A 22,194-nucleotide genomic window follows, 5' to 3' on the forward strand; every position below is an offset into this window, starting at 1 on the left:
CTAGCCTGCGCGGATGTGGGCGAGGAATTCGTCCACCTGGCTGCGCAGCGCATGGGCCTGGTCCTGCAATTCGGATGCCGAGCCGAGCACCTGGCTCGCCGCCGCACCGGTCGTCATGGACGCGTCGCGTACCTTGCGCACGTGGCTGTTAACCAGCTCCGTCGAATTGGACGCGCGGTCGATGCTCTGCGCTAGCTCGCGCCCGGCGATCGACTGCTGGTCCACGGCCGTGGCGATGGAGATCGAGGTCGCGCCCAGTTCGGCGATCTGCGCGTTCACGGTGCGCAGCGCCTCGACGCTGGCCTTGCTCGAATCCTGGATCGCGCGGATCTGCGCGGCGACATCCTCTGTCGCGCGGCTGGTCTGCGCGGCCAGTTCCTTCACCTCGCTCGCCACCACGGCGAAGCCGCGCCCGGCTTCCCCGCCGCGCGCCGCCTCGATCGAGGCGTTGAGCGCCAGCAGGTTGGTCCGCTTGGCGATGGTGGAGATCAGGCCCACGATTTCGCCGATCTGTTCCGCGGCGCTGGCGAGCCCGCTGATAGTGCCGTCCGCCTCCTCTGCGATTTGCCCGGCGCGGCTGGCGAGCTCGCTGGAGCTGGCGGCCTGGCGGCTGATCTCGCCGATGGACATGGCAAACTCGTCGCTCGCGGCCGCTGCAGCGGCTGCCCCGGTGGCCGCTTCGGAAACGGCCTCGAAGACTTCGTCGGCCTGCGCAGACGAGGTATTGGCAGAGGCCGACATCTGCGTCGCGGTGCTGTGCAGCTGGTTTGCCGCCGCGCCCACGCTCACGACCACTTCGCCCACCGTCCGGTCGAACCGGTCGGCCAGCATCAGCATCTTTTCCTTTTGCTCCTCGCGCAGCCGGGCCTTGCGTTCGTGCGCTTTCTGCTCGTCCGCGGTCAGCTTGAGCAGGCGGCGGGTGCCGCGGCGCATGATCTCGAGCGAGCGGGCCATGTCGCCGTACTCGTCGGTCCGCTGGCGCGAAGGAATTACGAACTCGGTCTCGCCGCGCGAAATGCGTTCCATCACGGCTGCGAGCTGGCGCACGGTCACGACGATGTCATTGGTCAGCACACGGGCGCCGAGGGCAATCATCCCGACCATCGCGGCGGCGACGCCGATGACGCTCCAGGACGCCGTGCGAAGCGCGCTTGCGACGGCCGGATCGCCGTTGATGCTGGAAGCCTGCCACATTCCGAATAGGGCAGTGCCGCCCAGCACCAGAATGAAAAGGATGGGAAAGCCGGTCGTGACGAACAGCTTCTTGTCGGAATCGAGCCGCGAGAACCATCCTTCAACCTTACCGGTTTCCGGGCCATGATCCGACTGTACCAGCTCGTTATCGACGTGCTGGCGCAGATCCCGGGCGAGATCGTCTACTGAACTCATGCTACCTCCGCAGTGCCGCCCCCGCGGCCGTTTTCAAGCCTTGCCGCAGCAAGCAATTCCTCGATTTTTTCCGCCGGCATGGCCCGGTAATAGAGCCAGCCCTGGATTTGGTCGCAGCCGGCGGTGCGCGCCAGCGTGGCCTGCGCCTCGGTCTCGACGCCCTCTGCCGTCACCGCCATCGCCATCGCACGGGCGACGGAAATGCTGGACAGCATCATCGCGCGGCTGCCGTCATCGGCCTCCGCGCTGGTGATCAGCGTGCGGTCCAGCTTCAGCTTTTCGAATCGGAACTGGCGCAGGAAACCGATAGAGGCGTAGCCGGTGCCGAAATCGTCGAGCACCACGCTGACGCCGAATTGCCGCAGCACGTCGAGGCTGCGCCCGACCACGATCGGATCGAGCACGAGGCATGTCTCGGTGACCTCCAGCTCCAGCCGGTCGGCCGGGAAGCCGGTTTCCTCGAGGATATGGCCCACCTGGACCGGAAATTCCGGATTGCGCAGCTGCGCCGCCGAGATGTTGACCGAAACCTTGAGATCGTCCCACCCGCGCGCATCGAGGCACGACTGGCGCAGGACCCACAGGCCGATATTGTTGATGAAGCCGGATTCCTCGGCGATCGGGATGAAGACATTGGGACCGATGGGCGGGCCATTCTTCCGCTCCCAGCGCAGCAACGCCTCGACCGCGACGATCCGGCGATCGTTGGCATCGACGAGCGGCTGGTAATGGACCTTGAATTCGCCATTGCCGAGCGCCTTGCGCAATTCCACGTCGAGCTCACGCTTGGATTCGCGGTTCTCGTCGAATTCGGGGATGTACCAGGTGCAGCGCATCTTGCCGCCGCGCTTGGAGGCATACATGGCGACGTCGGCCTGCCGGAGCAGTTCGGACGACGACAGTCCGTCGTTGCCGCTTGACCGGGCGAGGCCGATGCTGGTGCCGATGACGATGTGCCGGCCGCCTACGTCGAGCGGGCGATGGAAAGCTTCCACGATACGGCGGCTGATCCCTTCGAGGATGTTGCCCGCGATCGGGCCCACGACCGCAACCGCAAATTCGTCCCCGCCGAGGCGATAGCACAGCGAATCGTCGCCGCAGAGTTCGACCAGCCGGTCGCTGCAAAGCTTGAGCACCATGTCGCCGACCGCATGGCCGTAGGTGTCGTTGACCTGCTTGAACCCGTCGAGATCGACCAGGGCTACTGCCACTTCGCAGCCAGGCCCCGCCCTGCGCGCCACATCGCGGTGCAGCGCCCGCCGGTTGGGCAGGCCGCTGAGGCTGTCGGTCAGGCCGAGATGTTCGAGCCGGTCGACGCTCGCCATGCCGACCCGGCCAAGCAGGAAGAGGGCCAGCAGGTAGAGCGCGACGCCGGTCACGATCATCGCCCAGACGGGCAGCATCGAAGTTTGCAGGCCAAGCGCGAAGAACAGGATGATGAGGCCGAAGACGAAGGAAATCCCGCCCAGCGGCAGCATCACCAACTGCCGCGGCGACCATTCCTTCGGATCGAATGTCGAAATGAACCTCATCATGCCCTCGGTCGGGACAGGTCAGCCCTGTCCACGCTGGACATCGGGCTAAGAGGTAAACGCTAATTAAGTATAAATGCCCGCGAACGAATGTCGCATTGATACAAACGGGAAATGCTCAGGCGCGGCGGCGGCGCGCATCCTGGCCGGCGGCGGGCGCCGGGCCGAACAGGCCGCTGCCGTCGCCGAGCGGTTCGAACAGGACGCTCTGACCGACAACCGTTTCGCCAGCACCAAGCATCAGGCGTCCATCGTCGGCCAGTGCGCCGCGCAGCCGGTCGAACATCATCGCCCGGGTCCAGTCGTCGAAATACAGCAGGACGTTGCGGCAAAGCACCAGGTCGAACGGCCCGCCGTTCGGCGCGCTGTCGAGCAGGCTGCGCTGTTCAAAGCGCATCATCCGGCGCAGCTCCGGCGCGGCGCGCCAGTTGCCGCAATCCTCTTCTTCGAAATTGCCGAGCATCTGGATCACCGCGAGCCCGCGCTGGATTTCGAATTGCGAGTAAAGCCCGGCGCGCGCCTGATCGATGATCCGGCTCGAAATATCGGTGCCGACGAGCGTGAAGGCCCAGCCATCGCGCGCCTGCGGCAAATCGCGCAGCATCATCGCGATGGACAGCAGCTCCTGCCCGCTGGAGCATCCCGCCGACCAGATGCGCAGGCTCTTGCGATCGGCCCGCTTCTTCAGCAGCTCGGGCAGGACCTGCTGCTGCAGCGCGTCGAACATCTGCCGGTCGCGGAAGAAATAGGTCTCGTTGTTGATCAGCGCCTCGACCACCTCGGTGGCGAGGTCGCCGTTGCCCGGCTCGGCCAGCAGGCAGACAAGCTGGTCGAGATTGCTGAGGCCGTTCTTGCGGAAGACGCCGGCAAGCGCGCTGGGAATGCGCCAAAGGCGGTTTTCGGTCAGTTGCTGGCCGGTTCGCGCGCGCAAGAGATCGGCGATGATGCGCGCCGAAGCACTGCTCATGTCCATGCGGGGACCCCGCACAGCTTGCCGATTGCGTGACCGAGTTCGGCAGGCGGCAGGCTCTGGCGCACCAGCCCCGCTTCCACGACGCCGCGCGGCATTCCGTAGACGGCGCAGCTTTCCGCCGACTGCGCCAGGACGGTGCCGCCCGTCGCCGCCACGTCGCGCGCGCCGGCAAGACCGTCGCGGCCCATTCCGGTCAGCACGACCGCCAGCAGCGCCTCGCCATAGACACCAGCGAGCGAGGCGAACATCGGATCGAGCGAAGGCAGGCAATGGCTCGCCGATCGTTCGTGCGTGAGATGGATGACCGGTGCATCCCGGCTGCCTTTAACGACAATATTCCCGTCGCCCGGCGCGATGTGTATGCGGCCGGACTGCACCGCCATCCCGTCTTGCGCAATGGCGGCTTCGCGCCCCGAAGCCGCAGCCAATTGCCCGGCAAACACGGTCATGAAGGAAGAGGGCAGGTGCTGCGTCACGAAGATCGGCACCCCGACCGTCGCCGGCATGGCGCGCAAAAGGGTGGAAAGCGCGTGGATGCCGCCGGTCGATGCGCCCAGCGCGAGCGCTTCGACACGGGCCGACTTGGCTGCCTTGGCCCGCGGCACCGGCGGCGCTTCGGGTGCAAGCGGGGCTTGCTCCCCCAGCGCCCTCAGCTGGGCGAGGAAACGGCTGCGATAGGCATCGTCGAACTGGCCCGAACGCGGCTTTTCGAGCGTGTCGGCCGCACCCATGGCGAGCGCCTGGACGGTCGCTTCCGCCCCGCGCGCGGTCAGGGAGGACACCACCAGCACCTGCGCCTCGGGCGCGGTTTCCAAGAGTTTCGGCAGCGCCGCCAGCCCGCCCATCCCCGGCATTTCGAGGTCGAGGACGATCACGTCGACCGGCTGGCCTTCGAGGATTTCCAGCGCGACTTCCGCGCTGCCCGCCGTGGCGACGGTGACGATGTCGGGTTCCGGGTCGATAGTCCGGCACACGGCGCTGCGCACGGTGATCGAATCATCGACCACCATCACGCGGATCAGCGCGCGGCGTCGGGCAGGCCCGATGCCCGCCTTGCCAGACTGGATGGTACTCACCCGGCCGCCCCTTGGGTCAGGCGCAGCCGACGAGTTGCAATTTGATCTGGAGCGTTTCGTGATCGAACGGCTTCATGACGTATTCGTCGGCGCCGGCATCGATCGCTTCGCGAATGTGCGCGACATCGTTCTCGGTGGTGCAGAATACCACCTTGGGCACGGCGCCATCGGGCCGTTCGCGCAATTTTACGATGAATTCGATCCCGCTCATGACCGGCATGTTCCAGTCGAGCAGGATGACGTCCGGCATGCCGGCATCGCATTTGTCGAGCGCGTCCTGGCCGTTTTCGGCCTCGTCGACGGTGAAATCGAGCGATTCTAGAATGTGCCGCGATACCTTGCGGATCACGCGTGAGTCGTCGACGACTAGGCAGGTTTTCATGATGTTGCTTCCCTCTTCATACCACCGCGCTAGCAGCGGGCGGTAACCATCCCCTTAAGCAGCAGCCTTGTGGCTCCCCGCAGATACTTCGGGCCCGCGCAGCAGGGCATCGAGATCGAGCAGCAGCGCCGCGCCGTAGCTTGTCTCGATGGTGCCCGTCGCAGTGCGGCTCCAGCCGTCGCCAAGACCTTGCGGCAACGGCATTTCATCCCCTGCCGCAGGACCCACATCGAGCACGCGGTCGGGCTTGACCGCGTAGAAGTATTCCTCGCGCACCACGATCAGGCAGCGTTCGTCGTCGGACGCTTGGGCCGAAGCGGCCTCGACGCCGACGGCGCGGCACGCGTCCAGCACGGTCAGCGCCCGGCTGCGCTGGGCCCCCAGGCCGAGGATGTGCGGCGGTGCGCCCGGCACGGGGACGATCCGCTCCACTTCGTCGACCGACGCGACCTCGACAGCGCGAACGGCAGCCAGCCTTCCGCCGATTTCCATCACCAGGACAAGGTCGCCAGCGGCCACCGGTTCGCGCTCGCTCATCGTCCTGCCTCCGCAACCTGTCCGGCCTCGGCCGCGATCGCCGCCGTGTCGATCATCGGGACCGGCTTGCCGCCGATCACCACGTAACCCTTCGTCAGGGCCTCGCCGGAGCCTTCCACCAACCCGCCGGTCGCTTCGGCGACGTCCACGATAGCCCGGATGGCATAAAAGGCTTCGCGCCCGTCCCGCTCGAAGCGCAGCAGCCGCAGCTTGCCATCCGCAGGCGGATCGCCCGCAAGGCCCGCGATCACGCGCAGCGTGCCCTCGATCACCGCGCGGTACGTGCCGGCGTGTTTCTCGACCGTGGCGGCATCGATGGTCTCGATCCGCGCGAGTTCGGACATCGGGATGCAACGGGCGATATCGTCGAACCCGATGAAATGCATCACCTGGCTTTCGATATCCGCGGCCTTGCCGGTCTCGCCCGAAACCTCGGTTTCGCCGGCGATTTCCTCCACGCCCTTGCCGATCTTCATCAGTCCGCTGCGCAGGCCGATGCTGGCGATATCCAGTGCCAGGACCGGCGTCCCGTCGTTGAGCAAAGTCGCGCCGGTATAGAGGCCCGTGGCAGTCAGCTCAGGCGCGATCGGCTTGATGACCGCTTCCTCGTGATCGATCACCGCGTCGACGGCAAAGGCAATCAGGTGCTGGCGCGAGAAGCGCACGACCACGTAGGTGCGGTCGGCACGCGCGATGCCGCCATCGAGCTCGAGAATGCGCTCCAGCTCCAGGCAGGGCACGCGCTTGCCGCGAAATTCTAGGTAGGTCCCGTCGCCCAGTTCGTGGAAATGCCGGTCTTCGTCGGCGCCCAGCACGATCTCCTCGACGCCCGAACGCGGCATGACGAAGCGCTGGCCGGCAATATCCACGCTCAGCGTGTCGATGATGCTTAGCGTCAGCGGCAGGCGCATGACCAGAGAGGTGCCCTCGCCCGGCTTGCTGGACAATTCCACGCCGCCGCCGACCTTTTCGATATTGGCCCGCACCACGTCCATGCCGACCCCGCGGCCGCTGACGGCGGTAACCGTCTCTGCGGTCGAGAAGCCCGGCAGGAAGACGAGATTGGCTTTCTCGCGCGTGGACATCGCCTTCAGCTGTTTCGCGTCAACAAGGCCTTTTTCGAGCGCCTTGGCGGCGACCTTCTCGGCATCGATGCCCCGGCCGTCGTCGCGCACATTCAGATAAATCTGGTTACCTGCCTGTGTTGCCCCGATGGTGAGCGTGCCGACGTCGGGCTTGCCGGCGGCGCGGCGCTCGGCAGCAGGCTCGAACCCGTGGTCGACGGCATTGCGGATGGCATGGGTCAACGGGTCGCGGATGGATTCCACCATTTCGCGGTCGAGTTCCACGTCGCCGCCTTCGAAATCGACCAGCACCTGCTTGTCGAGTTCGCGCGAAAGGTCGCGCACCAGCCGCGGCAGGGAGGAAAACAGGAGTTCGATCCGCTGCATGCGCATCCGCGTCACCGCGTCGCGAACCTCGTCAAGGATGGCGGACATGCGTTCGAACGTGCCGTCAACCACCGGGTCGCCGCCCATGTCGCGCAGGCCCCGGCCAAGGTCGTTGCGGGCGAGTACGAGGTCGGAGACGCCGCTCATCATGCGGTCGAGCAATTCAACCGGCAGCCGAATGGAGCGCTGGACCACGGGCGCGCGCGGCCGTTCCGCTTCGCTTTCCTCCGCCGCGCCCAACCCGGCATCGCTATCGAGCGCCGCGAGCGGTGCGACATCGACATCCTCGGCATCCGCGGCCAGCGCGGCGATGAGGTGCTCGTCGCCGCCGGCGGTGAGTTCTTGCCCGGCGTCGATGGCGTTGATGTGGTCGGTGATGCGGTCGATCACGCGCAGCACGGCGGTGACCAGCGCGGGGCTCGCCTGCCGGTTGCCGCGGCGCACTTCGTCGAGCGCTTCTTCCGCTGCGTGGCTGAGTTTTTCGAGGCGGGGGAAGTCGAAGAAGCCGCAGCTGCCCTTCACCGTGTGGGCGAAGCGGAAAATCTGGTCGAGCCGTTCGCGGTCGGCCGGATCGGCCTCCCACGCGACGAGCTCGCCGCCCAGCGCGTCCAGCATTTCGCGTGTTTCGGCCACGAATTCGGCCAGCAAGTCGTCCATCGATCGTCCCCGGAATGATCGGGTCCGATCTATGCAGCGGGATGGTTAACGATTGCTCAAGACGGCGGGAGGGGAAAAGGTGGTGAGCCCTGCTGGGTTCGAACCAGCGACCTACTGATTAAAAGTCAGTTGCTCTACCAACTGAGCTAAGGGCCCATCCACCGCGCGCCGCCCTAAGGCGGGGTCAGGGCTTGGTCAAGCGCGCATGGAGATGGGCGAGCGAAAGCCCGGTTACCGGATCCCGCCAGCGGCCCGCGATCGCGGCGGCGGGGCCGAGTACGAAGTCGCGCTCGCGGAAATGCGGATGGGGGATCGCCAGCGCATCGTCCGAAAAGACCCCGCCGTCCCACAGCACGATGTCGAGGTCGAGCGTGCGCGCGCTCCAACGCCGTCCGCGCCGGCGCCGTCCGAAATCAAGCTCGATACGCTGCAATTCGCGCAGCAATTCGCGCGGGCGCAGCGCGGTTTCGATGACCGCCGCCGCATTGGCATAATCGCGTTGCGAAGGGCCGAGCGGGCGGCTGGTCATCGTGGGCGAAACGGCGAGGACGCGGGCATCCAGCGCGCCGATTGCGGCGAGCGCCGCCGTGATGATCCGGCGCGCCCCTCCATGGCGCACATGGCGCCGGTTGCTGCCGAGCGCGATCAGGTAGCGGTGGCTCAGATGTCCTCGCAAATGCGGCCGTAGAGCTGCGGGCGGCGGTCGCGGAAGAAACCCATCCCTGCGCGGTGTTTTGCCGCCCGGTCGAGGTCGAGCGTGTGGACCAGAACGCCGCTTTTCTCGTGCCCGAATTCGCCCAGCTTTTCGCCCCATTCGTCGGTCATGAAACTGTGGCCGTAGAACGCTTGGTCGGAACCGGTCTCGCTTTCCGTCCCGATGCGGTTCGCCGCGACGACCGGCATGCAATTGGAGACCGCGTGCCCCTGCATCGCGCGCTGCCACATGGCGCTGGTGTCGAATTCCGCGTCATAGGGTTCGGAGCCGATGGCGGTGGGGTAAAAGAGCACTTCGGCGCCCATCAGCGCCATCACCCTGGCGGCTTCCGGATACCACTGGTCCCAGCAGATGCCGACGCCGATGCGGGTCGCCCCCGAACCGAAGTTCACGTCCCACACCTTGAACCCGTCGTTACCGGGGCGGAAATAGTACTTCTCCTCGTAGCCCGGCCCGTCGGGGATATGGCTCTTGCGATAGGTCCCGAGGATTTCCCCGCCCGCGTCCACCATCGCCAGCGTGTTGTAGTAATGATGGCCGTCTCGCTCGAAGAAGCTGGTGGGGATCGCCACGCCGAGCCTTTTCGCCAGCGCCTGCATCGCAAGCACGCTCGGGTGCTCGGCGGTCGGGCGCGCGCGGTCGAACAGCGCCTCGTCCTCCACCTTGCAGAAATAGGGGCCGGCGAACAGTTCGGGCGGCAGGATGACCTGCGCTCCCTCTCCCGCGGCCTTCTCGACCAGCGCCGACACGGCCTCGATATTGGCGGTCTCGTCCTCGCTGCCCAGGGCCAGCTGCAGCGCTGCGACGGTCAGCGTGCGCGCCATTTTCGCCTCAGCGCTTGGCGAAGAGCAGGGTCATGCGGTCGCTTTCGCCCACCGCTGCAGCCTCGGCATTGTCGCCGCGGTTGCCCGGGGGCAGCGTCCACACGCCGTCTTCCCAGTTCGCCGGATCGGCCGGGTTGGCATTGATCTCGCTCATGCCGACCAGCTCGAAGCCGTGGGCTTCGACCAGCGCGATGACATCGTCCTGGCGCAGGTAGCCCTTGGTGCCGAGCGTATAGTCCGCCGGCGCATCGGCCTTCGCGCGGTGTTGCACGATGCCGAGCCTGCCGTCGTCCTTCAGCATGCTGCGGATACGGGTGAGTTCGTTGTACATCGTGCCGGAGCGCAGGAGGTTGTGCATCTCGCGGAAGATGAGCACCCGGTCGACCGTGCCGGCCATCGCTTCGGGCACGTCCTGCGAAGCGTAGCCTTCGATCGGCGCCCCGGTCAGGCTCCAGCCGGGATAGGCTTCCGCGAACCGGCCGGGCAGCGCGCCGAAGTAATCGGCAAACCCGCTCGCATCGGCGGCCGCGGGATCCGGCATCAGGCCGATATAGCGGCCTTCCGCGCCGAGATAGGGCACCAGGATGCGCGTGTACCAGCCGCCCGCCGGCATGTAGTCGACCACGGTCATGCCCGGCTCCACGCCGAAGAAATCGAGCGTTTCGAACGGATGGCGATACGCGTCGCGCGCGCCGTCTTCCCCGCGGGCATCGCTGGCCAGCACGGAGCGCAAGGCATGGTGGCTGGCGTGCATGCCGCCCATGGCCATTTCCCCGTGATGGTCGGCCATCGCGGGCGCGGAGGCGGCGGTCATGGCGAGGATGGCGGCAGTGGCAAGCAGGCGACGCATGGAATTCTCCCGGTTTCGTGTCACCGAGCTATTGCCGAGAGCGGGATGGGAGACAAGTGCGATGACAAAGCGCAGGCGGCTTCCTACATGCTCGTCGAAGGAGAATTGACGACATGGCAGATACGAAACAGGCAATCCTGGCCGGCGGGTGCTTCTGGTGCACCGAGGCGGTGATGAACGACGTGATCGGCGTCAGCAGCGTCGAGAGCGGCTATATCGGCGGCGAGACGGCCGACCCCACGTACAAGGAAGTGTGCAGCGGCAGCACCGGCCACGCCGAGGCGGTGAAGGTGTTCTACGATCCCGACACCATCTCCTATGCCGAGCTGCTCGACATTTTCATGGCGACGCACGACCCGACCCAGCTCAACCGGCAGGGCAACGATGTCGGCACGCAGTATCGCAGCGCGATCTTCCCGCTCGACGACGAGCAGCGGGCCGAAGCCGAAGCCAGCATCGCGCGCGAGAACGAGGCGCGCGGCGGCGGCGTCGTCACCACGATAGAGGACGGCACCTGGTACCCTGCGGAAGGGTACCACCAGGAATACTGGGAAGGCGAAGGCCAGCGGAACCCCTATTGCCTCGCGGTGATCCCGCCCAAGCTGATGAAGCTGCGCAAGAGCTTCCAGAACAAGGTGAAGGCCTGACCGCATGATCCGTGTCGCCGCCCTTTATCTCTTTGCCCCGTTCGAGGACCCGGCCGCCTTTCGCGCGCCGCTGCTCGGCGCGTGCAAGGCGGGGGGGGTGCGCGGCACGATCCTGCTGGCAAAGGAAGGGGTGAACGGCACCATTGCCGGGCCGCCCGAGGGCATCGACGCGGTGCTGGCCCATATCCGCGCCCTGCCCGGCTGCGCCGGACTCGACGTCAAGTTCTCGTCAGCCGACGTGATGCCGTTCCACCGCATGAAAGTGCGGCTGAAGCGCGAGATCGTGACGATGGGCCAGCCCGATATCGATCCCACCGCCAGCGTCGGCACCTATGTCGAACCGGAGGACTGGAACGCGCTGATCGCCGATCCCGACACGGTGGTGATCGACACGCGCAACGATTACGAAGTCGGCATCGGCACGTTCGAAGGCGCGATCGATCCCGCCACCAAGGGGTTCGGCGAATTCCCGCAGTGGTTCCGCGACAACCGTGCCGCGCTGCTCGGTGACGGTGACAGACCGCGCAAGGTCGCGATGTTCTGCACCGGCGGCATCCGCTGCGAGAAATCGACCGCTTTCCTCAAGTCCGAAGGGGTGGAGGAGGTCTACCACCTCAAGGGCGGCATCCTGCGCTATCTGGAAACCGTGCCGGAAGAAGAAAGCCTGTGGCGCGGCGAGTGTTTCGTGTTCGACCAGCGCGTGTCGCTCGGCCATGGCCTGGCGGAAGGATCGCACGGCCTGTGCTTCGCGTGCCGCCGACCGGTGAGCGAAGCCGACCGGCGTTCTCCCCTCTACGAGGACGGCGTAAGCTGCCCCGCCTGCCACGACGAACGCACCGAGGGACAGCGCGCCGCCTATCGCGAACGCCAGCGGCAGGAAGCGCTCGCGCTGAGCAAGGGCCGCGCCCATGTCGGGGCCGTGCTGGAGACCGACTGATTGCGGGTCCCGTCCTCTACAGCTTCCGCCGCTGCCCCTATGCCATGCGGGCGCGGCTGGCTTTGGCAGTGGCTAACGAACAGGTAGAGCTGCGCGAGGTGAAGCTGTCAGACAAGCCGGCGGCGATGCTCGAAGCTTCGCCCAAGGGAACGGTGCCGGTGCTCGTCCTGCCCGACGATGTTGTGATCGACGAGAGCCTTTCCATCATGGATCATGCCCTGGGCGCCCACGACCCGGAAGACTGGCTGCAACGCGACGACCCGGACCTCGTTGCGCGTTGCGACGGCCCATTCAAACACGCGCTCGACCGCTACAAATACCACACGCGCTACGACACCGATCCGCTGGAGCACCGGGCAGACGGGCTGGCCTTCCTGCACGAGTTGGAACGCCGGCTGGAAGACAGCGCCAACCTGTGTGGCGAAATGCGCGGCAAGGCGGACGCGGCGATTTTCCCCTTTGTCCGCCAGTTCGCCGCAACGGACCGCGACTGGTTCGACGCCCAGCCCATCCCCCGCGTCCACGCCTGGCTCGCCCGCCATGTCGGCAGCGAGCTTTTCAAGACGGTGATGGTCCGCCACGCCCCGTGGAGCGCGGAGGACGAGGCGGCGTTCTTTCCTTAGGCCTTCCACCGCGCGACGAAGAAACCGTCGAGGCCGCCGGCGTCCGGCAACTGGCCGGGATGGGTGCGCAGCCAGCCGTCGTCGGTGGGCGCAAGCCCTTCCGGCAGTTCGGACGGCGTGATGGGCTGCAGCGTCATTTCCACCGCGCCTGCCTGCCCCTCCCCTTCGCGGCGTTCGAGCGAGCAGGTGGCGTAGACCAGCGTACCGCCCGGCTTCAGCCAGCCGCTCGCGCGCTTCAGCAGGGCAGCCTGCAATTCCGCCAGTTCCGCGATCTGCTTGCCGCCGATGCGGTGCAGCACGTCGGGATGGCGGCGGCAGGTGCCAGTGGCGCTGCACGGCGCATCGAGCAGGATCGCGTCGAACTGCTCCTCCGGCTCCCACTCCAGCGCGTCGGCGACGACGATTTCCGCCTCGAGGCCGGTGCGTTTCAAATTGTCGCGCATCAACGCGGTGCGCGCCACGCTGCTGTCGACCGCGGTGACGCGCCAGCCCTGCGCCGCCAACTGCATCGTCTTGCCGCCCGGCGCGGCGCACAGGTCGAGCGCGCTGCGCCCCTCCCCCTCGGTCGCAGTGGCGCCGAGCATCCGTGCGGGCAGCGACGCGGCGAGATCCTGCACCCACCACGCGCCGTCGCCAAACCCTTCGAGATCCTCGACCCGCTGGCCGCGCGGCAGGCGGACGTGGCCGGGCATCAGCGAGACGCCGCCCAGCTTCTCCGTCCATTGCGCAGTCGCGGCGGGATCGCGCAGCGTCAGGTCGAGCGGCGGCGGCCCGGCGAGGCCTTTCGCCACATCTTCCGCCATGTCCCCCCAGCGCGCCATCGGCCCGTCCGGCAGGGTGGGATAGTCCGGCAGCGCCGCGCCGCCCTTGGTCAGGGTGGAAAACACGCCGTGCGCCAGCCGCCGCGGGCCGCCCACCAGCAGCGGCAGGCCGGTGGCAATGGCGGCATGCGGCGGCGTATCGAGCCGCAGCACCTGCACCAGCATCAGCCGCAGCACGCTGCGTACCTTGGCATCGTCCGGCAGGCGCTTCTTCGTCGCGCTGTCGATCAGCGCGTCGAGATCGGCGAGCCAGCGCAGCGCCTCGCTAGCCATCGCGCGGGCCAGCGCCGTGTCGGACGGCGACAGCTCGCGCGTCACCAGCGGCAGCATCCGGTCGAGCACCTCGCCCCGGTGCAGTACGCCATCGAGCAGTTTGAGCGCAGCCTTGCGCGAGTTCAGTCCCTGGATCGCCATGCCGGCCCTCTAGCGGTTGAAACCCCGGCCCGCCATGCGCATTTCAACCGCATGACCAAACGCGCGGCCAAGCGGCCCGAAACCTTCGAAAAGCCAGCCCACTGGACGAGCGAACCGCCGCCCGCGCCGAAAAAGCCGGAGATGGACGAGAAGCTCAGCCCGACGCGATACGGCGACTGGGTCAAAGACGGCATCGCTATAGATTTTTGAAAGTTGGATTGTTTGTTTCATGAAGCCGCCTCCGCGGCTTCGTCCTCCCTGCTGTTCCCACCGCTGCGCGGCGGGGCAGGTGCGGGGCGGGCGGTCGCCCTTGCCGCCGCCTGCGCGGCGGAGCTCCGCAACTTAATTCGCAATGTAGCACTGGCGCACCGCGCAGGCGGTGCCAGAGGCCAACCGGCCGACCGCAGCGGCCTCGTAGCCGGAACGAAGTCCCGGCGGAGAGAATAGCCGCGAGGACGACCGCGCGGAGGCGCGGTCATGAAACAAATGATGCTCAGAGGCTTCTGAGCGAAATCTTCAGCCCGTCCTTCGGCTTGGGGATCGGCCAGGCCTGCCATTCGGGCTGGTAGCCGTCGGCCACCTCGATGCGGTAGCGGGTCAGCAGCTGCGCCATCAGCACCTTGATCTGCATGTAGGCGAAATGGAGGCCGAGGCACATGTGCGCGCCGCCGCCGAAGGGGACCCATGCGTATTTGTGGCGCGCCTTCACCTTGTCGGGCGTGAAGCGCATCGGATCGAAGCTGCGCGGGTCGTCCCAGTGTTCTTCCATCGTGTGGACGAACTGCGGGTTGATGCCCACGGTCGTGCCGGCCGGGACGGTGTAGCCCTCGAACTCGAATTCCTTGAGCGCGCGGCGCGGCATCGAAGGCACGGGCGGGATCAGGCGCAGCGCTTCCTTGAACGCCATTTCGGTGAGGTCGACCTTGCCGAGATCGTCGTAATCGAGGTCGCGGCCTTCGCCGCCGGTCACGGCGCGCAGTTCCTCCCGCAGCTTCTCCTGCCATTCGGGATGCCTGGCGAGCAGCCAGACGAGCGAGGTCGCGCTGGAGGTAATGGTGTCGTGCGCCGCCATCATCAGGAAGTTCATGTGATCGACCACCTGGTCGACCGGCAGCAGCGTGCCGTCTTCGCGCTCGGCCGTGGCGAACTGGCTGAACATGTCCTGCCCGCCGCCTTCCGCGCGGCGGCGATGCGTTTCCTTGGTGAAGAAATCGACCAGGAATTCGCGGCCCTTCACGCCCTTGCGCATCAGCGTGCCGGGCAACGGCTTGCGGATCGGCGCGACCGAGGCCTGCACCATGTAGACGAAAGCCTCGTTGATCCGGTCGGCTTCCGGCCCGAACGGCAGGCCGATGAAGCTCTCGGCGGCCAAATCCAGCGTCAGCTGCTTGATCGCGGGGTAGAATTCCATCTCGCCCGCACCCCATTCGGTGACGCGCCGCGAGATACCGGCGTTGAGCGAGCCCGCGTAATGACGCATCGGCCCCGGCTTGAAGGCGATGGACAGCGCGCGGCGATCGACGCGGTGGTGATCGAAATCGATCAGCATCAGCCCGCGCGGGAACAGCTGGTCGAGCACCGGGCCCCAGCCCTGCTCGCTCGAAAAGATCTTCTCGCGGTCGAACAGCACCAGCTCGTTCGCTTCCGCACCCAGCAGGCTGACGTGCCAGCGCCCGAAGCTCCACACGCGGTAGATGTTGCCGTATTTCGCCTGCATCTTCCGCGTGAACTCGTGCGGGCCGCCCAGCAGGCTGAACGTGTGGCCGACCACCGGCAGGCCGTGTTCGCCGGGAATGTGGTCCACCGCGTCCTTGGGGATCGCCTGCGACCAGTGGGTGTAGCGGGCGGGTTCGGCAGCGTGGGATGCAAGCGTGGCCATGAAGGACTCCGGGCGGGCGGATGGGATGGGGCGGGCGATCTACTTACATAAATGTAAGTTAACCGGACGCTTAAATCCAGCCCGATAGTTCCCGCCGGACCATCGCCTCCAGCATGGTCATGCCGGGTTCGCGCGCGTTGAGGCATTCGAGCACCGCGAATGCTTCCCCGCCTGCGCCGACGAACTGCTCGCGGCCCTGGATCACCAGCTCCTCCAGCGTTTCCAGGCAGTCTGCCGAAAAGCCCGGCGCCGCGATGGCAAGGCGTTTCGTGCCCTTCGCGCCTTCCGCTTCCAGCGTGGCGTCGGTTGCCGGCTCCAGCCACTTGGCCGGGCCGAAGCGGCTCTGGAACGTGGTCTCGATCCGCAAGCCGTCGCGGGCCAGCTTCTCGCCCAGGAGCCGCGCGGTCTTGCGGCAGTGGCAGTGGTAGGGATCGCCCAGCTCCAGCGTGCGCTGCGGCATGCCGTGGAAGCTGAGCAGCAGCACTTCCGGCACGAAATCGAGCGCATCGAGCTGGCCCGAAAGATCGGCCGCCAGCGCATCGATATAGAGCGGATCGTCGTGATAGGGCGGCAGGGTGCGCAAGGAGGGCTGCCAGCGCATCGCCTTCAGCGCATCGGCCGCCTTGTCGAACGCGGTCGCCGTGGTCGCACCGGAGTATTGCGGGTAGAGCGGGGCGAACAGGATACGGTCGCAGCCTGCGTCCAGCATCGCCTGCAGCCGCTCCGGAATGGACGGCGTGCCGTAGCGCATGGCCCAGTCGACGTGGACGCGATCGCCCAGCCGCCCTGCCAGCCCTTCGGCCTGCGCCTTCGTGATGGCGGCGAGCGGGGAGCCGTCCTCGCCCCAGACCTGCGCATAGGCATGGGCGCTTTTCTTCGGGCGGACGTTGAGGATGATGCCGCGCAGGATCGGCTGCCACGCGATGGGCGGGATTTCGACCACCCGCCGGTCGGACAAAAATTCGGCGAGGTAGCGTTTCACCGCCCTGGGTGTCGGCGCATCGGGCGTGCCGAGATTGACGAGGAGCACGCCGATACGGCCGCTCTTCACTTGCGCGTGATCGCCGGGAAGCTGCTGGGTCTGCCAGGTCATAGGCCGGCCGATAGCAGCGGCAGGCGGCGAAGGCGAAGCCCCGTTGCCGAAAACAGCGCATTGGCGATGGCGGGCGCGGCGACCGCGACCCCGATCTCCCCCGGATCGGCGGGCGGCAGCGTGCTGTCGACGAAGTCCACGGTAATCTCCGGACTGTCGGCCAGGGTCGGCAGGTTGAGGTCGCCGAGCCGCTGGCTGGTCGGCAAGCCGTCGCGGTAATCGGTGCTGCAGCCCACGGCGAGGCCGATGCCGAAGACCAGCCCGCCTTCCAATTGCTGGCGCGCGATGTCGCGGTTGACCACGCGGCCGATATCGACCGCGGCGTGAATCGACTTGACCCGCACGCCGCCTTCGCCCGGCTGCGCGTTGGCGATGGCCGCGATCCGCGCCCCGCCGATGACATGGCAGGCGAGCCCCTGCCCCGAACCCGCCGAGCCGCCGTCCCACGCCGCAAGGCGGGAAGCGCGCTGCATGCATTCGGCCAGCCGCAGGTCCTGGCCCAGCAGCGCCATCCGGTAGGACAGCGGATCGCGGTCGTGGCGCCGGGCCAGCTCGTCGATGAAGCTTTCGATCGCAAAGCAGGTGTAGCCGTGGGCATTGCCGCGCATCCGCGCCGTCGGCAGGTCGATGGCGGCGGGCACGTGGGTGATCGATACGTCGGGAATGGCATAGGGCGGCATCGCGCCCGCCAGCGCCATCGGGTCCGCCTCGCCCGCCGTGTTCTCGATGGCGCTCCAGCTGGTCGCATTGCCGAACAGGCGCTCGCCGAATTCGCGTGCGGTCGCGGGCAGGCTGGCGCGCATTTTCAGCTTGGTGATCGTCCCCTCGTCCCCGTGCCGCGCGGAGAGCAGCAGCGAGGCCGGCGTGCGCGGATACCCTGCCAGGTGTTCCTGGAACCGGCTCCACGTCAGCTGCACCGGCCGCCCGATTTCGCGGGCGATCACCGCCGCTTCGATCGCGTGGCCATGCTCCAGCCGCCGGTCGAAACTGCCGCCTGCCGGCATCGGGTAAAGGATCGTGTCTTCCAGCGCGACGCCTGCCGCCTTTGCCGCCGCGCGGCGGGCCTGTTCGGGCGCCTGGCTCGCCAGCCACAGCTCCAGCGTGCCGTCGCGGTACCACGCGGTGGCGGTGGTCGGCTCGATCTGCCCGTGGAGCGCGGGCGCGATTTCGTAGCGCAGGGCAAGGTCGGTCTTGCCGAAGCCTTCCGCGCCCTGCCCGCGGGTGGCGACGACGGTGCCCGTGCCGTTCAGCTCCGCATCCGACAGCGCGACCGCGATCGCCTCGCTATCGACCAGCCGCATGACCGAGAATCGCGGGCTCATCGCCTCGACCGCGCGTTCCGCCAGCCAGCTGGTTTCCGCGACCGCGGCCAGCCAGCGCTTGCCCTCCACGATCCCGACCACGCCGCGCATGTCCGCCGCAGCCGAGCGGTTGAACGCGGTCAGTTCCGCCTTGTCGAGCGGGCCGTGCTTGATCGCGGCATAGACGAGGCCGGGCAGCCGCACGTCGCCCGCGAACTGCCACGTGCCGTCCACTTTCGCCGGCAGGTCGAGCCGGGGCCAGGCGTTGGTCTCCTCCCCGAAACCGGGGCCGGATGGGACGGCGGGCGTGTCGGCCGGGGGTTTGGAGAAGACCGGCGGCGGATCGGGCGGTACGAACCCCGCTGCCTCCTCCGCCAGATCGCCGAACCTCAGGCGCTCCGCATCGTGGATGACGAAGCCGTTTTCCGTGCGGCATTCCTCCCAGTCGACGCCCCAGCGGTCAGCCGCCGCCATGCAGAGCAGCGCGCGCACGCTGGCCGCGGCATCGCGGCACGGCTGTTCGTAAGCGGCGAGCGAGGTGCCGTTTGCGGTCGCGGTGAACCGCTCCCTCCCGGCAAAGCGGCGCACGAGGAAATCGTCCGCATCCTCCGCCAGCCCGCCGGCGACAGGCATCCACAGCGGCGCCCATTCGGCGGCGAGCACGGTGTTGGCATAGGCGCCGCTGACCGGCGCGGCCTGCACCGCGATCTGGCGCCAGTCCGCGCCCAGCTCCATCGCGACGACCTGCGGGATCAAGGTGGTGACGCCCTGCCCCATTTCGAGCTGCGGCACGGCTACGGTGACCATCCCGTCGGTCGCGATCTTGATCCAGGCATCGAAGGCGGTTTCGCCGTCAGCCGGGTCGAGCGGGATCGCGTAGTCGCGCGGGGCGAGCGTGTAGAGCGCGGCAAGGCCGCCTGCCGCCGCCACGCCCACCAGCACGCCGCGCCGCGTGACCTGCATCCTAGCGCCCGGCCTCTGCCAGCCAGCCGGCCAGCGCCTGCGCGATAGCGGCAAAGCCCTGCGCTTCCACCCCCTCGGCCAGCGGCGTTCCGGCATCGCTCGCACGCCGCAAGTCCATGGTCAGAGGGATGCGGCCGAGGAAGGGGATGTCGAGGCGCTGCGCCGCCGTTTCCACCCCGCCGCGCCCGAACGGGTCGCTCGCTTCCCCGCAATGGGGGCAGACATAGCCCGCCATGTTCTCGACCAGCCCGATCACCGGCACCTGCCCCTGCTCGAACAGTTGCCCTGCGCGCATCGCGTCGATCAGCGCCAGGTCCTGCGGCGTGGAGACGATCACCGCGCCGTCGGGCCGGTGCTTCTGCAGCATGGTGATCTGCACGTCGCCGGTGCCGGGCGGCAAATCCATCAGCAGGATTTCCGCATCGCCCCAGTCGGCCTCGACCAGCTGGGTCAGTGCCCCTGCCGCCATCGGCCCGCGCCACGCGATCGCGCGGCCCGGCTCGATCAGGTGGGCCATGGAAAGCACGCGCACCCCGTGCGGACTGTCCAGCGCGACCAGCTGCTTGCCTTGCGCCTCCGCCTTCAAACCCTCGCAATCGAGCAGCTTCGCCTGGCTCGGCCCGTAGATGTCGGCGTCGATCACGCCCACCTTGTGGCCCATCTGCGCCATCGCGACCGCAAGGTTGGCAGTCAGCGTGGACTTGCCGACCCCGCCCTTGCCCGATCCGATGGCGACCAGCTGCCGCTTCACCCGCTCCCCGGTCAGGGCGATGCGCACGTCGTCGACACCGGCCATGCCGAGCAGCGCGGCCCGCGCGCCATCCTCCAGCTGCGCCCGCTCGCCCGCGCCGAGGCCGCCTGCGTCCAGGATGCAGGTCGCAGTACCGCCTTCCAGCGTCAGCCGCTGGACCCGGCCGGCGATGGCATCGGGCAGGTCGCCTGCGGAAAGACTGCGGCGCGCTGCGGGGGTTTCGTCCATGACCGGCGTGCTAGCGCAATCTTCCCGCCCATTCCTACGCAATTTTGCGCCGCAACCCCTGTTATCGCCAGAAATCGACCCTATAAGAATGGCATGACAAAATCGGGTGGGTTCTTCGGGCGCATTGCGCTCGCCATGGCAGGTAAACGCAATCCCTGGGGGGGCAGCAGCGGTTCTGGCGGAGACGGCGACGGCGAAAAGCCGTCCGGCTCCGGTGGTGGATCCGGCGGTGATGGCCCGCGCAATCCCTGGCTTCCCGGTGGCGGCGGCGGCGACGACGGCAGGAAGCGCCGGTCCGCCTCCATCGAGGATATCTTCAAGAATCGCGGCCCCGAAGGCCCGCGCCGCAGCGGCGGCGGCGGCCCCAGCGGCCCCAACTTCCGCATGCCCCAGCGCCCCGGCGGCAAGAGCTGGGTGCCGGTCATCGTGGTGCTGTTCGTCGCCCTGTTCCTGGTCGTGACGATGTTCCACCAGGTCGGCCCGAAGGAACAGGCCGTCGTGAAAACGCTGGGTAGCTATTCCCGCACTCTCGACCCGGGCCTCCACATTACCCTGCCCGCACCCATCGAGACGGTCGAAATCGTCCCCGTCCAGACGGTTGTCGGGGTCAGGATCCCGACAGACGGCCAGCAGCAGAAGCTGATCCTGACCGGCGACCAGAACCTGGTCGACCTGACCTATATCGTCCGCTGGAACATCAAGGATCTCGAAAACTACAAATTCCGCTTGGTCGAGCCACAAGAAACGGTGACCGAAGTGGCCGAAGCGGCGATGCGCGCATCGGTGGCGGAAAAGACCCTCGACCAGACTTTCTCGGGCCAGGGGCGTGCCGAAATCGAGCTCGCCGTGCGCGAACGCATGCAGCGTGTGCTGGACGGTTACCAGGCCGGTATCCGGGTGCTGGGCGTGGAAATCGACAAGTCCGACCCGCCGGCCGAGGTCAACGATGCCTTCCGCGACGTCTCTGTTGCAGAACAGAACGCCGATGCGGCCCGCAACCGTTCGCGCGGCTATGCGCAGCAGGTGCTCAGCCTGGCGGAAGGTGAATCGGAAGCCTTCAACAAGGTCTACGAACAGTACCGGCTCGCCCCCGAAGTGACCCGCCGCCGCCTGTATTACGAGACCATGGAAAAAGTGCTGTCGAACACGGACAAGACCATCGTGGAACCGCGCGGCGTGACACCGTACCTGCCGCTGCCGGAAGTGCGCCGCCGCGCGCAGGAAGGGCAGGCCGCAACGCCGGCCGCGCCGGCAACGGGGGGCCAGTAAGATGGAAAAGCTCTGGACCAACCACAAGCTGTCCGTGATCGCCGTGATCGCGCTGCTCGTCCTCTTCGCGATGAGCGCCTTCATCGTCCCGGAAGAGAAGCAGGCGGTCATCATCCGGACGGGTGAGCCGGTCGAAACTTACAACACCGCGGGCGGCACCACGGGTGCCGGCCTCAAGCTGAAGTTCCCGATCGTCGACCAGGTCGAACTGGTCGAGAAGCGGATCCTCGACCTCGACATGACAGACCAGGAAGTTTTGTCGAGCGACCAGCAGCGCCTGGTCGTCAACGCCTACGCCCGTTTCCGCATCGTCAATCCGGTCCGGATGGTCGAACGCGCCGGCAACGAAGACGGCGTGCGGACCGCGCTCGAACCGATCCTGAACTCCGTGCTGCGGCAGGAACTGGGCCGGCGCACGTTCCAGGCCATGCTGACCGCCGAACGCGGCAGCGCGCTTGCCAACGTGCGCGCCAATCTCGACCGGCAGGCGCGGCAATATGGCGCCGAAGTGATCGACGTGCAGATCAAGCGCACCGACTTGCCCGAGGGCGACCCCCTGCAGGCTGCGTTCGAACGCATGCGTTCCGACCGCCAGCGCGAGGCGCAGGAAATCCGTGCCGAGGGCGACCGCGATGCCCGCATCATCCGCGCCGAAGCCGATGCCGAAGCCGCGAGCATCTATGCCGAGGCTTTCGGCAAGGACCCCGGCTTCTACGATTTCTACCGGGCCATGCAGAGCTACGACCAGACCTTCCGCGGCGAAGGCAACAAGGGCGAAAGCAGCATCATCCTGTCGCCCGACAACGAATACCTGAACCGCTTCCGCAACCCCGGCCAGTAAGGCCGGGGCTGCCGGCGGCCTCACGCGCGCGGAAGGGCAGA

At 67.3% G+C, this 22,194-nt stretch carries 21 protein-coding genes and 1 tRNA gene; 6 read left to right on the forward strand and 16 right to left on the reverse strand.

Going from position 1 to position 22,194, the window contains the following annotated elements; translation table 11 throughout:
• From VCJ71_RS07785 to VCJ71_RS07835, 11 genes are all read right to left on the reverse strand, one after another.
• On the reverse strand, window positions 1–1,389 hold the full coding sequence (locus VCJ71_RS07785) for a methyl-accepting chemotaxis protein (RefSeq protein ID WP_324640257.1): 1,389 nt from the start codon (window positions 1,387–1,389) through the stop codon (window positions 1–3).
• A complete protein-coding gene (locus VCJ71_RS07790; RefSeq protein WP_324640259.1) occupies window positions 1,386–2,924 on the reverse strand; it encodes a putative bifunctional diguanylate cyclase/phosphodiesterase in 1,539 nt (512 codons plus the stop codon). The genes VCJ71_RS07785 and VCJ71_RS07790 overlap by 4 nt, the downstream gene beginning before the upstream one ends.
• A 115-nt stretch (window positions 2,925–3,039) precedes the next feature.
• Window positions 3,040–3,888, reverse strand: a complete 849-nt coding sequence (locus tag VCJ71_RS07795) for a CheR family methyltransferase (RefSeq protein ID WP_324640260.1) — start codon at window positions 3,886–3,888, stop codon at window positions 3,040–3,042.
• Window positions 3,885–4,970 carry a chemotaxis-specific protein-glutamate methyltransferase CheB gene (gene cheB, locus VCJ71_RS07800; protein WP_324640262.1) on the reverse strand — a complete coding sequence of 362 codons (1,086 nt, stop codon included), beginning with the start codon at window positions 4,968–4,970 and terminating at the stop codon, window positions 3,885–3,887. Before cheB ends, VCJ71_RS07795 begins: the two co-directional genes overlap by 4 nt.
• Window positions 4,971–4,986: 16 nt before the next feature.
• The gene (locus tag VCJ71_RS07805; RefSeq protein WP_324640264.1) at window positions 4,987–5,352 is read right to left on the reverse strand and encodes a response regulator; all 366 of its coding nucleotides are present in this window, start codon (window positions 5,350–5,352) and stop codon (window positions 4,987–4,989) included.
• Between the two features lie 54 nt (window positions 5,353–5,406).
• The gene (locus tag VCJ71_RS07810; RefSeq protein WP_324640266.1) at window positions 5,407–5,889 is read right to left on the reverse strand and encodes a chemotaxis protein CheW; all 483 of its coding nucleotides are present in this window, start codon (window positions 5,887–5,889) and stop codon (window positions 5,407–5,409) included.
• Complete coding sequence (locus VCJ71_RS07815) at window positions 5,886–7,997, reverse strand: chemotaxis protein CheA (protein WP_324640267.1); 2,112 nt, start codon at window positions 7,995–7,997, stop codon at window positions 5,886–5,888. The genes VCJ71_RS07810 and VCJ71_RS07815 overlap by 4 nt, the downstream gene beginning before the upstream one ends.
• A gap of 80 nt (window positions 7,998–8,077) precedes the next feature.
• A tRNA-Lys gene (locus VCJ71_RS07820) sits at window positions 8,078–8,153 on the reverse strand.
• Between the two features lie 28 nt (window positions 8,154–8,181).
• Entirely contained in the window at window positions 8,182–8,673 is a 492-nt protein-coding gene (folK, locus tag VCJ71_RS07825) for a 2-amino-4-hydroxy-6-hydroxymethyldihydropteridine diphosphokinase (RefSeq protein WP_324640269.1), read from the reverse strand.
• Complete coding sequence (gene aguB, locus VCJ71_RS07830; RefSeq protein ID WP_324640271.1) at window positions 8,658–9,536, reverse strand: N-carbamoylputrescine amidase; 879 nt, start codon at window positions 9,534–9,536, stop codon at window positions 8,658–8,660. The genes folK and aguB overlap by 16 nt, the downstream gene beginning before the upstream one ends.
• A gap of 7 nt (window positions 9,537–9,543) precedes the next feature.
• Window positions 9,544–10,386, reverse strand: coding sequence for a class I SAM-dependent methyltransferase (locus VCJ71_RS07835; RefSeq protein WP_324640273.1), 843 nt, complete (start codon window positions 10,384–10,386; stop codon window positions 9,544–9,546).
• Window positions 10,387–10,499: 113 nt separating this feature from the next.
• Between VCJ71_RS07835 and msrA the strand changes: the two genes are divergently transcribed.
• Genes msrA through VCJ71_RS07850 form a run of 3 tightly spaced genes read left to right on the forward strand, consistent with a single transcriptional unit; the run spans window position 10,500 to window position 12,593 of the window.
• Window positions 10,500–11,033, forward strand: coding sequence for a peptide-methionine (S)-S-oxide reductase MsrA (gene msrA / locus VCJ71_RS07840; protein WP_324640275.1), 534 nt, complete (start codon window positions 10,500–10,502; stop codon window positions 11,031–11,033).
• Between the two features lie 4 nt (window positions 11,034–11,037).
• Window positions 11,038–11,970 carry an oxygen-dependent tRNA uridine(34) hydroxylase TrhO gene (gene trhO, locus VCJ71_RS07845; RefSeq protein WP_324640276.1) on the forward strand — a complete coding sequence of 311 codons (933 nt, stop codon included), beginning with the start codon at window positions 11,038–11,040 and terminating at the stop codon, window positions 11,968–11,970.
• Between the two features lie 44 nt (window positions 11,971–12,014).
• Entirely contained in the window at window positions 12,015–12,593 is a 579-nt protein-coding gene (locus VCJ71_RS07850; RefSeq protein WP_416379149.1) for a glutathione S-transferase, read from the forward strand.
• On the opposite strand, the gene VCJ71_RS07855 is transcribed toward VCJ71_RS07850, so the two are convergent.
• Window positions 12,590–13,828: an RsmB/NOP family class I SAM-dependent RNA methyltransferase gene (locus VCJ71_RS07855; protein ID WP_324640277.1), complete on the reverse strand. Its 1,239-nt coding sequence runs from the start codon at window positions 13,826–13,828 to the stop codon at window positions 12,590–12,592. The two genes, VCJ71_RS07850 and VCJ71_RS07855, sit on opposite strands and share 4 nt — an antisense overlap.
• A 51-nt stretch (window positions 13,829–13,879) precedes the next feature.
• Here VCJ71_RS07855 and VCJ71_RS07860 point away from each other — a divergent pair, with 51 nt between their 5' ends.
• Entirely contained in the window at window positions 13,880–14,038 is a 159-nt protein-coding gene (locus VCJ71_RS07860) for a DUF1674 domain-containing protein (protein ID WP_324640278.1), read from the forward strand.
• Between the two features lie 283 nt (window positions 14,039–14,321).
• Here the strand turns inward: VCJ71_RS07860 and VCJ71_RS07865 are convergent, their stop codons facing one another.
• The 4 genes from VCJ71_RS07865 to VCJ71_RS07880 form a co-directional block, all read right to left on the reverse strand.
• Complete coding sequence (locus VCJ71_RS07865; protein WP_324640280.1) at window positions 14,322–15,707, reverse strand: cytochrome P450; 1,386 nt, start codon at window positions 15,705–15,707, stop codon at window positions 14,322–14,324.
• Window positions 15,708–15,777: 70 nt separating this feature from the next.
• Window positions 15,778–16,800 (reverse strand): ferrochelatase, encoded by a 1,023-nt coding sequence (gene hemH, locus VCJ71_RS07870; RefSeq protein WP_324640282.1) that lies wholly within the window; start codon window positions 16,798–16,800, stop codon window positions 15,778–15,780.
• Entirely contained in the window at window positions 16,797–19,064 is a 2,268-nt protein-coding gene (locus VCJ71_RS07875) for a molybdopterin cofactor-binding domain-containing protein (RefSeq protein WP_324640284.1), read from the reverse strand. Before VCJ71_RS07875 ends, hemH begins: the two co-directional genes overlap by 4 nt.
• Before the next feature lies 1 nt (window position 19,065).
• Complete coding sequence (locus VCJ71_RS07880) at window positions 19,066–20,043, reverse strand: Mrp/NBP35 family ATP-binding protein (RefSeq protein WP_324640286.1); 978 nt, start codon at window positions 20,041–20,043, stop codon at window positions 19,066–19,068.
• A gap of 93 nt (window positions 20,044–20,136) precedes the next feature.
• Here VCJ71_RS07880 and hflK point away from each other — a divergent pair, with 93 nt between their 5' ends.
• A complete protein-coding gene (gene hflK / locus VCJ71_RS07885) occupies window positions 20,137–21,312 on the forward strand; it encodes a protease modulator HflK (protein ID WP_324640288.1) in 1,176 nt (391 codons plus the stop codon).
• 1 nt (window position 21,313) lies between these two features.
• Window positions 21,314–22,153, forward strand: a complete 840-nt coding sequence (hflC, locus tag VCJ71_RS07890; RefSeq protein WP_324640290.1) for a protease modulator HflC — start codon at window positions 21,314–21,316, stop codon at window positions 22,151–22,153.
• Window positions 22,154–22,194 lie beyond the last annotated feature (41 nt).

The organism is Pseudoblastomonas aquimaris (assembly GCF_035481675.1).
Lineage (GTDB): Bacteria > Pseudomonadota > Alphaproteobacteria > Sphingomonadales > Sphingomonadaceae > Alteriqipengyuania_B.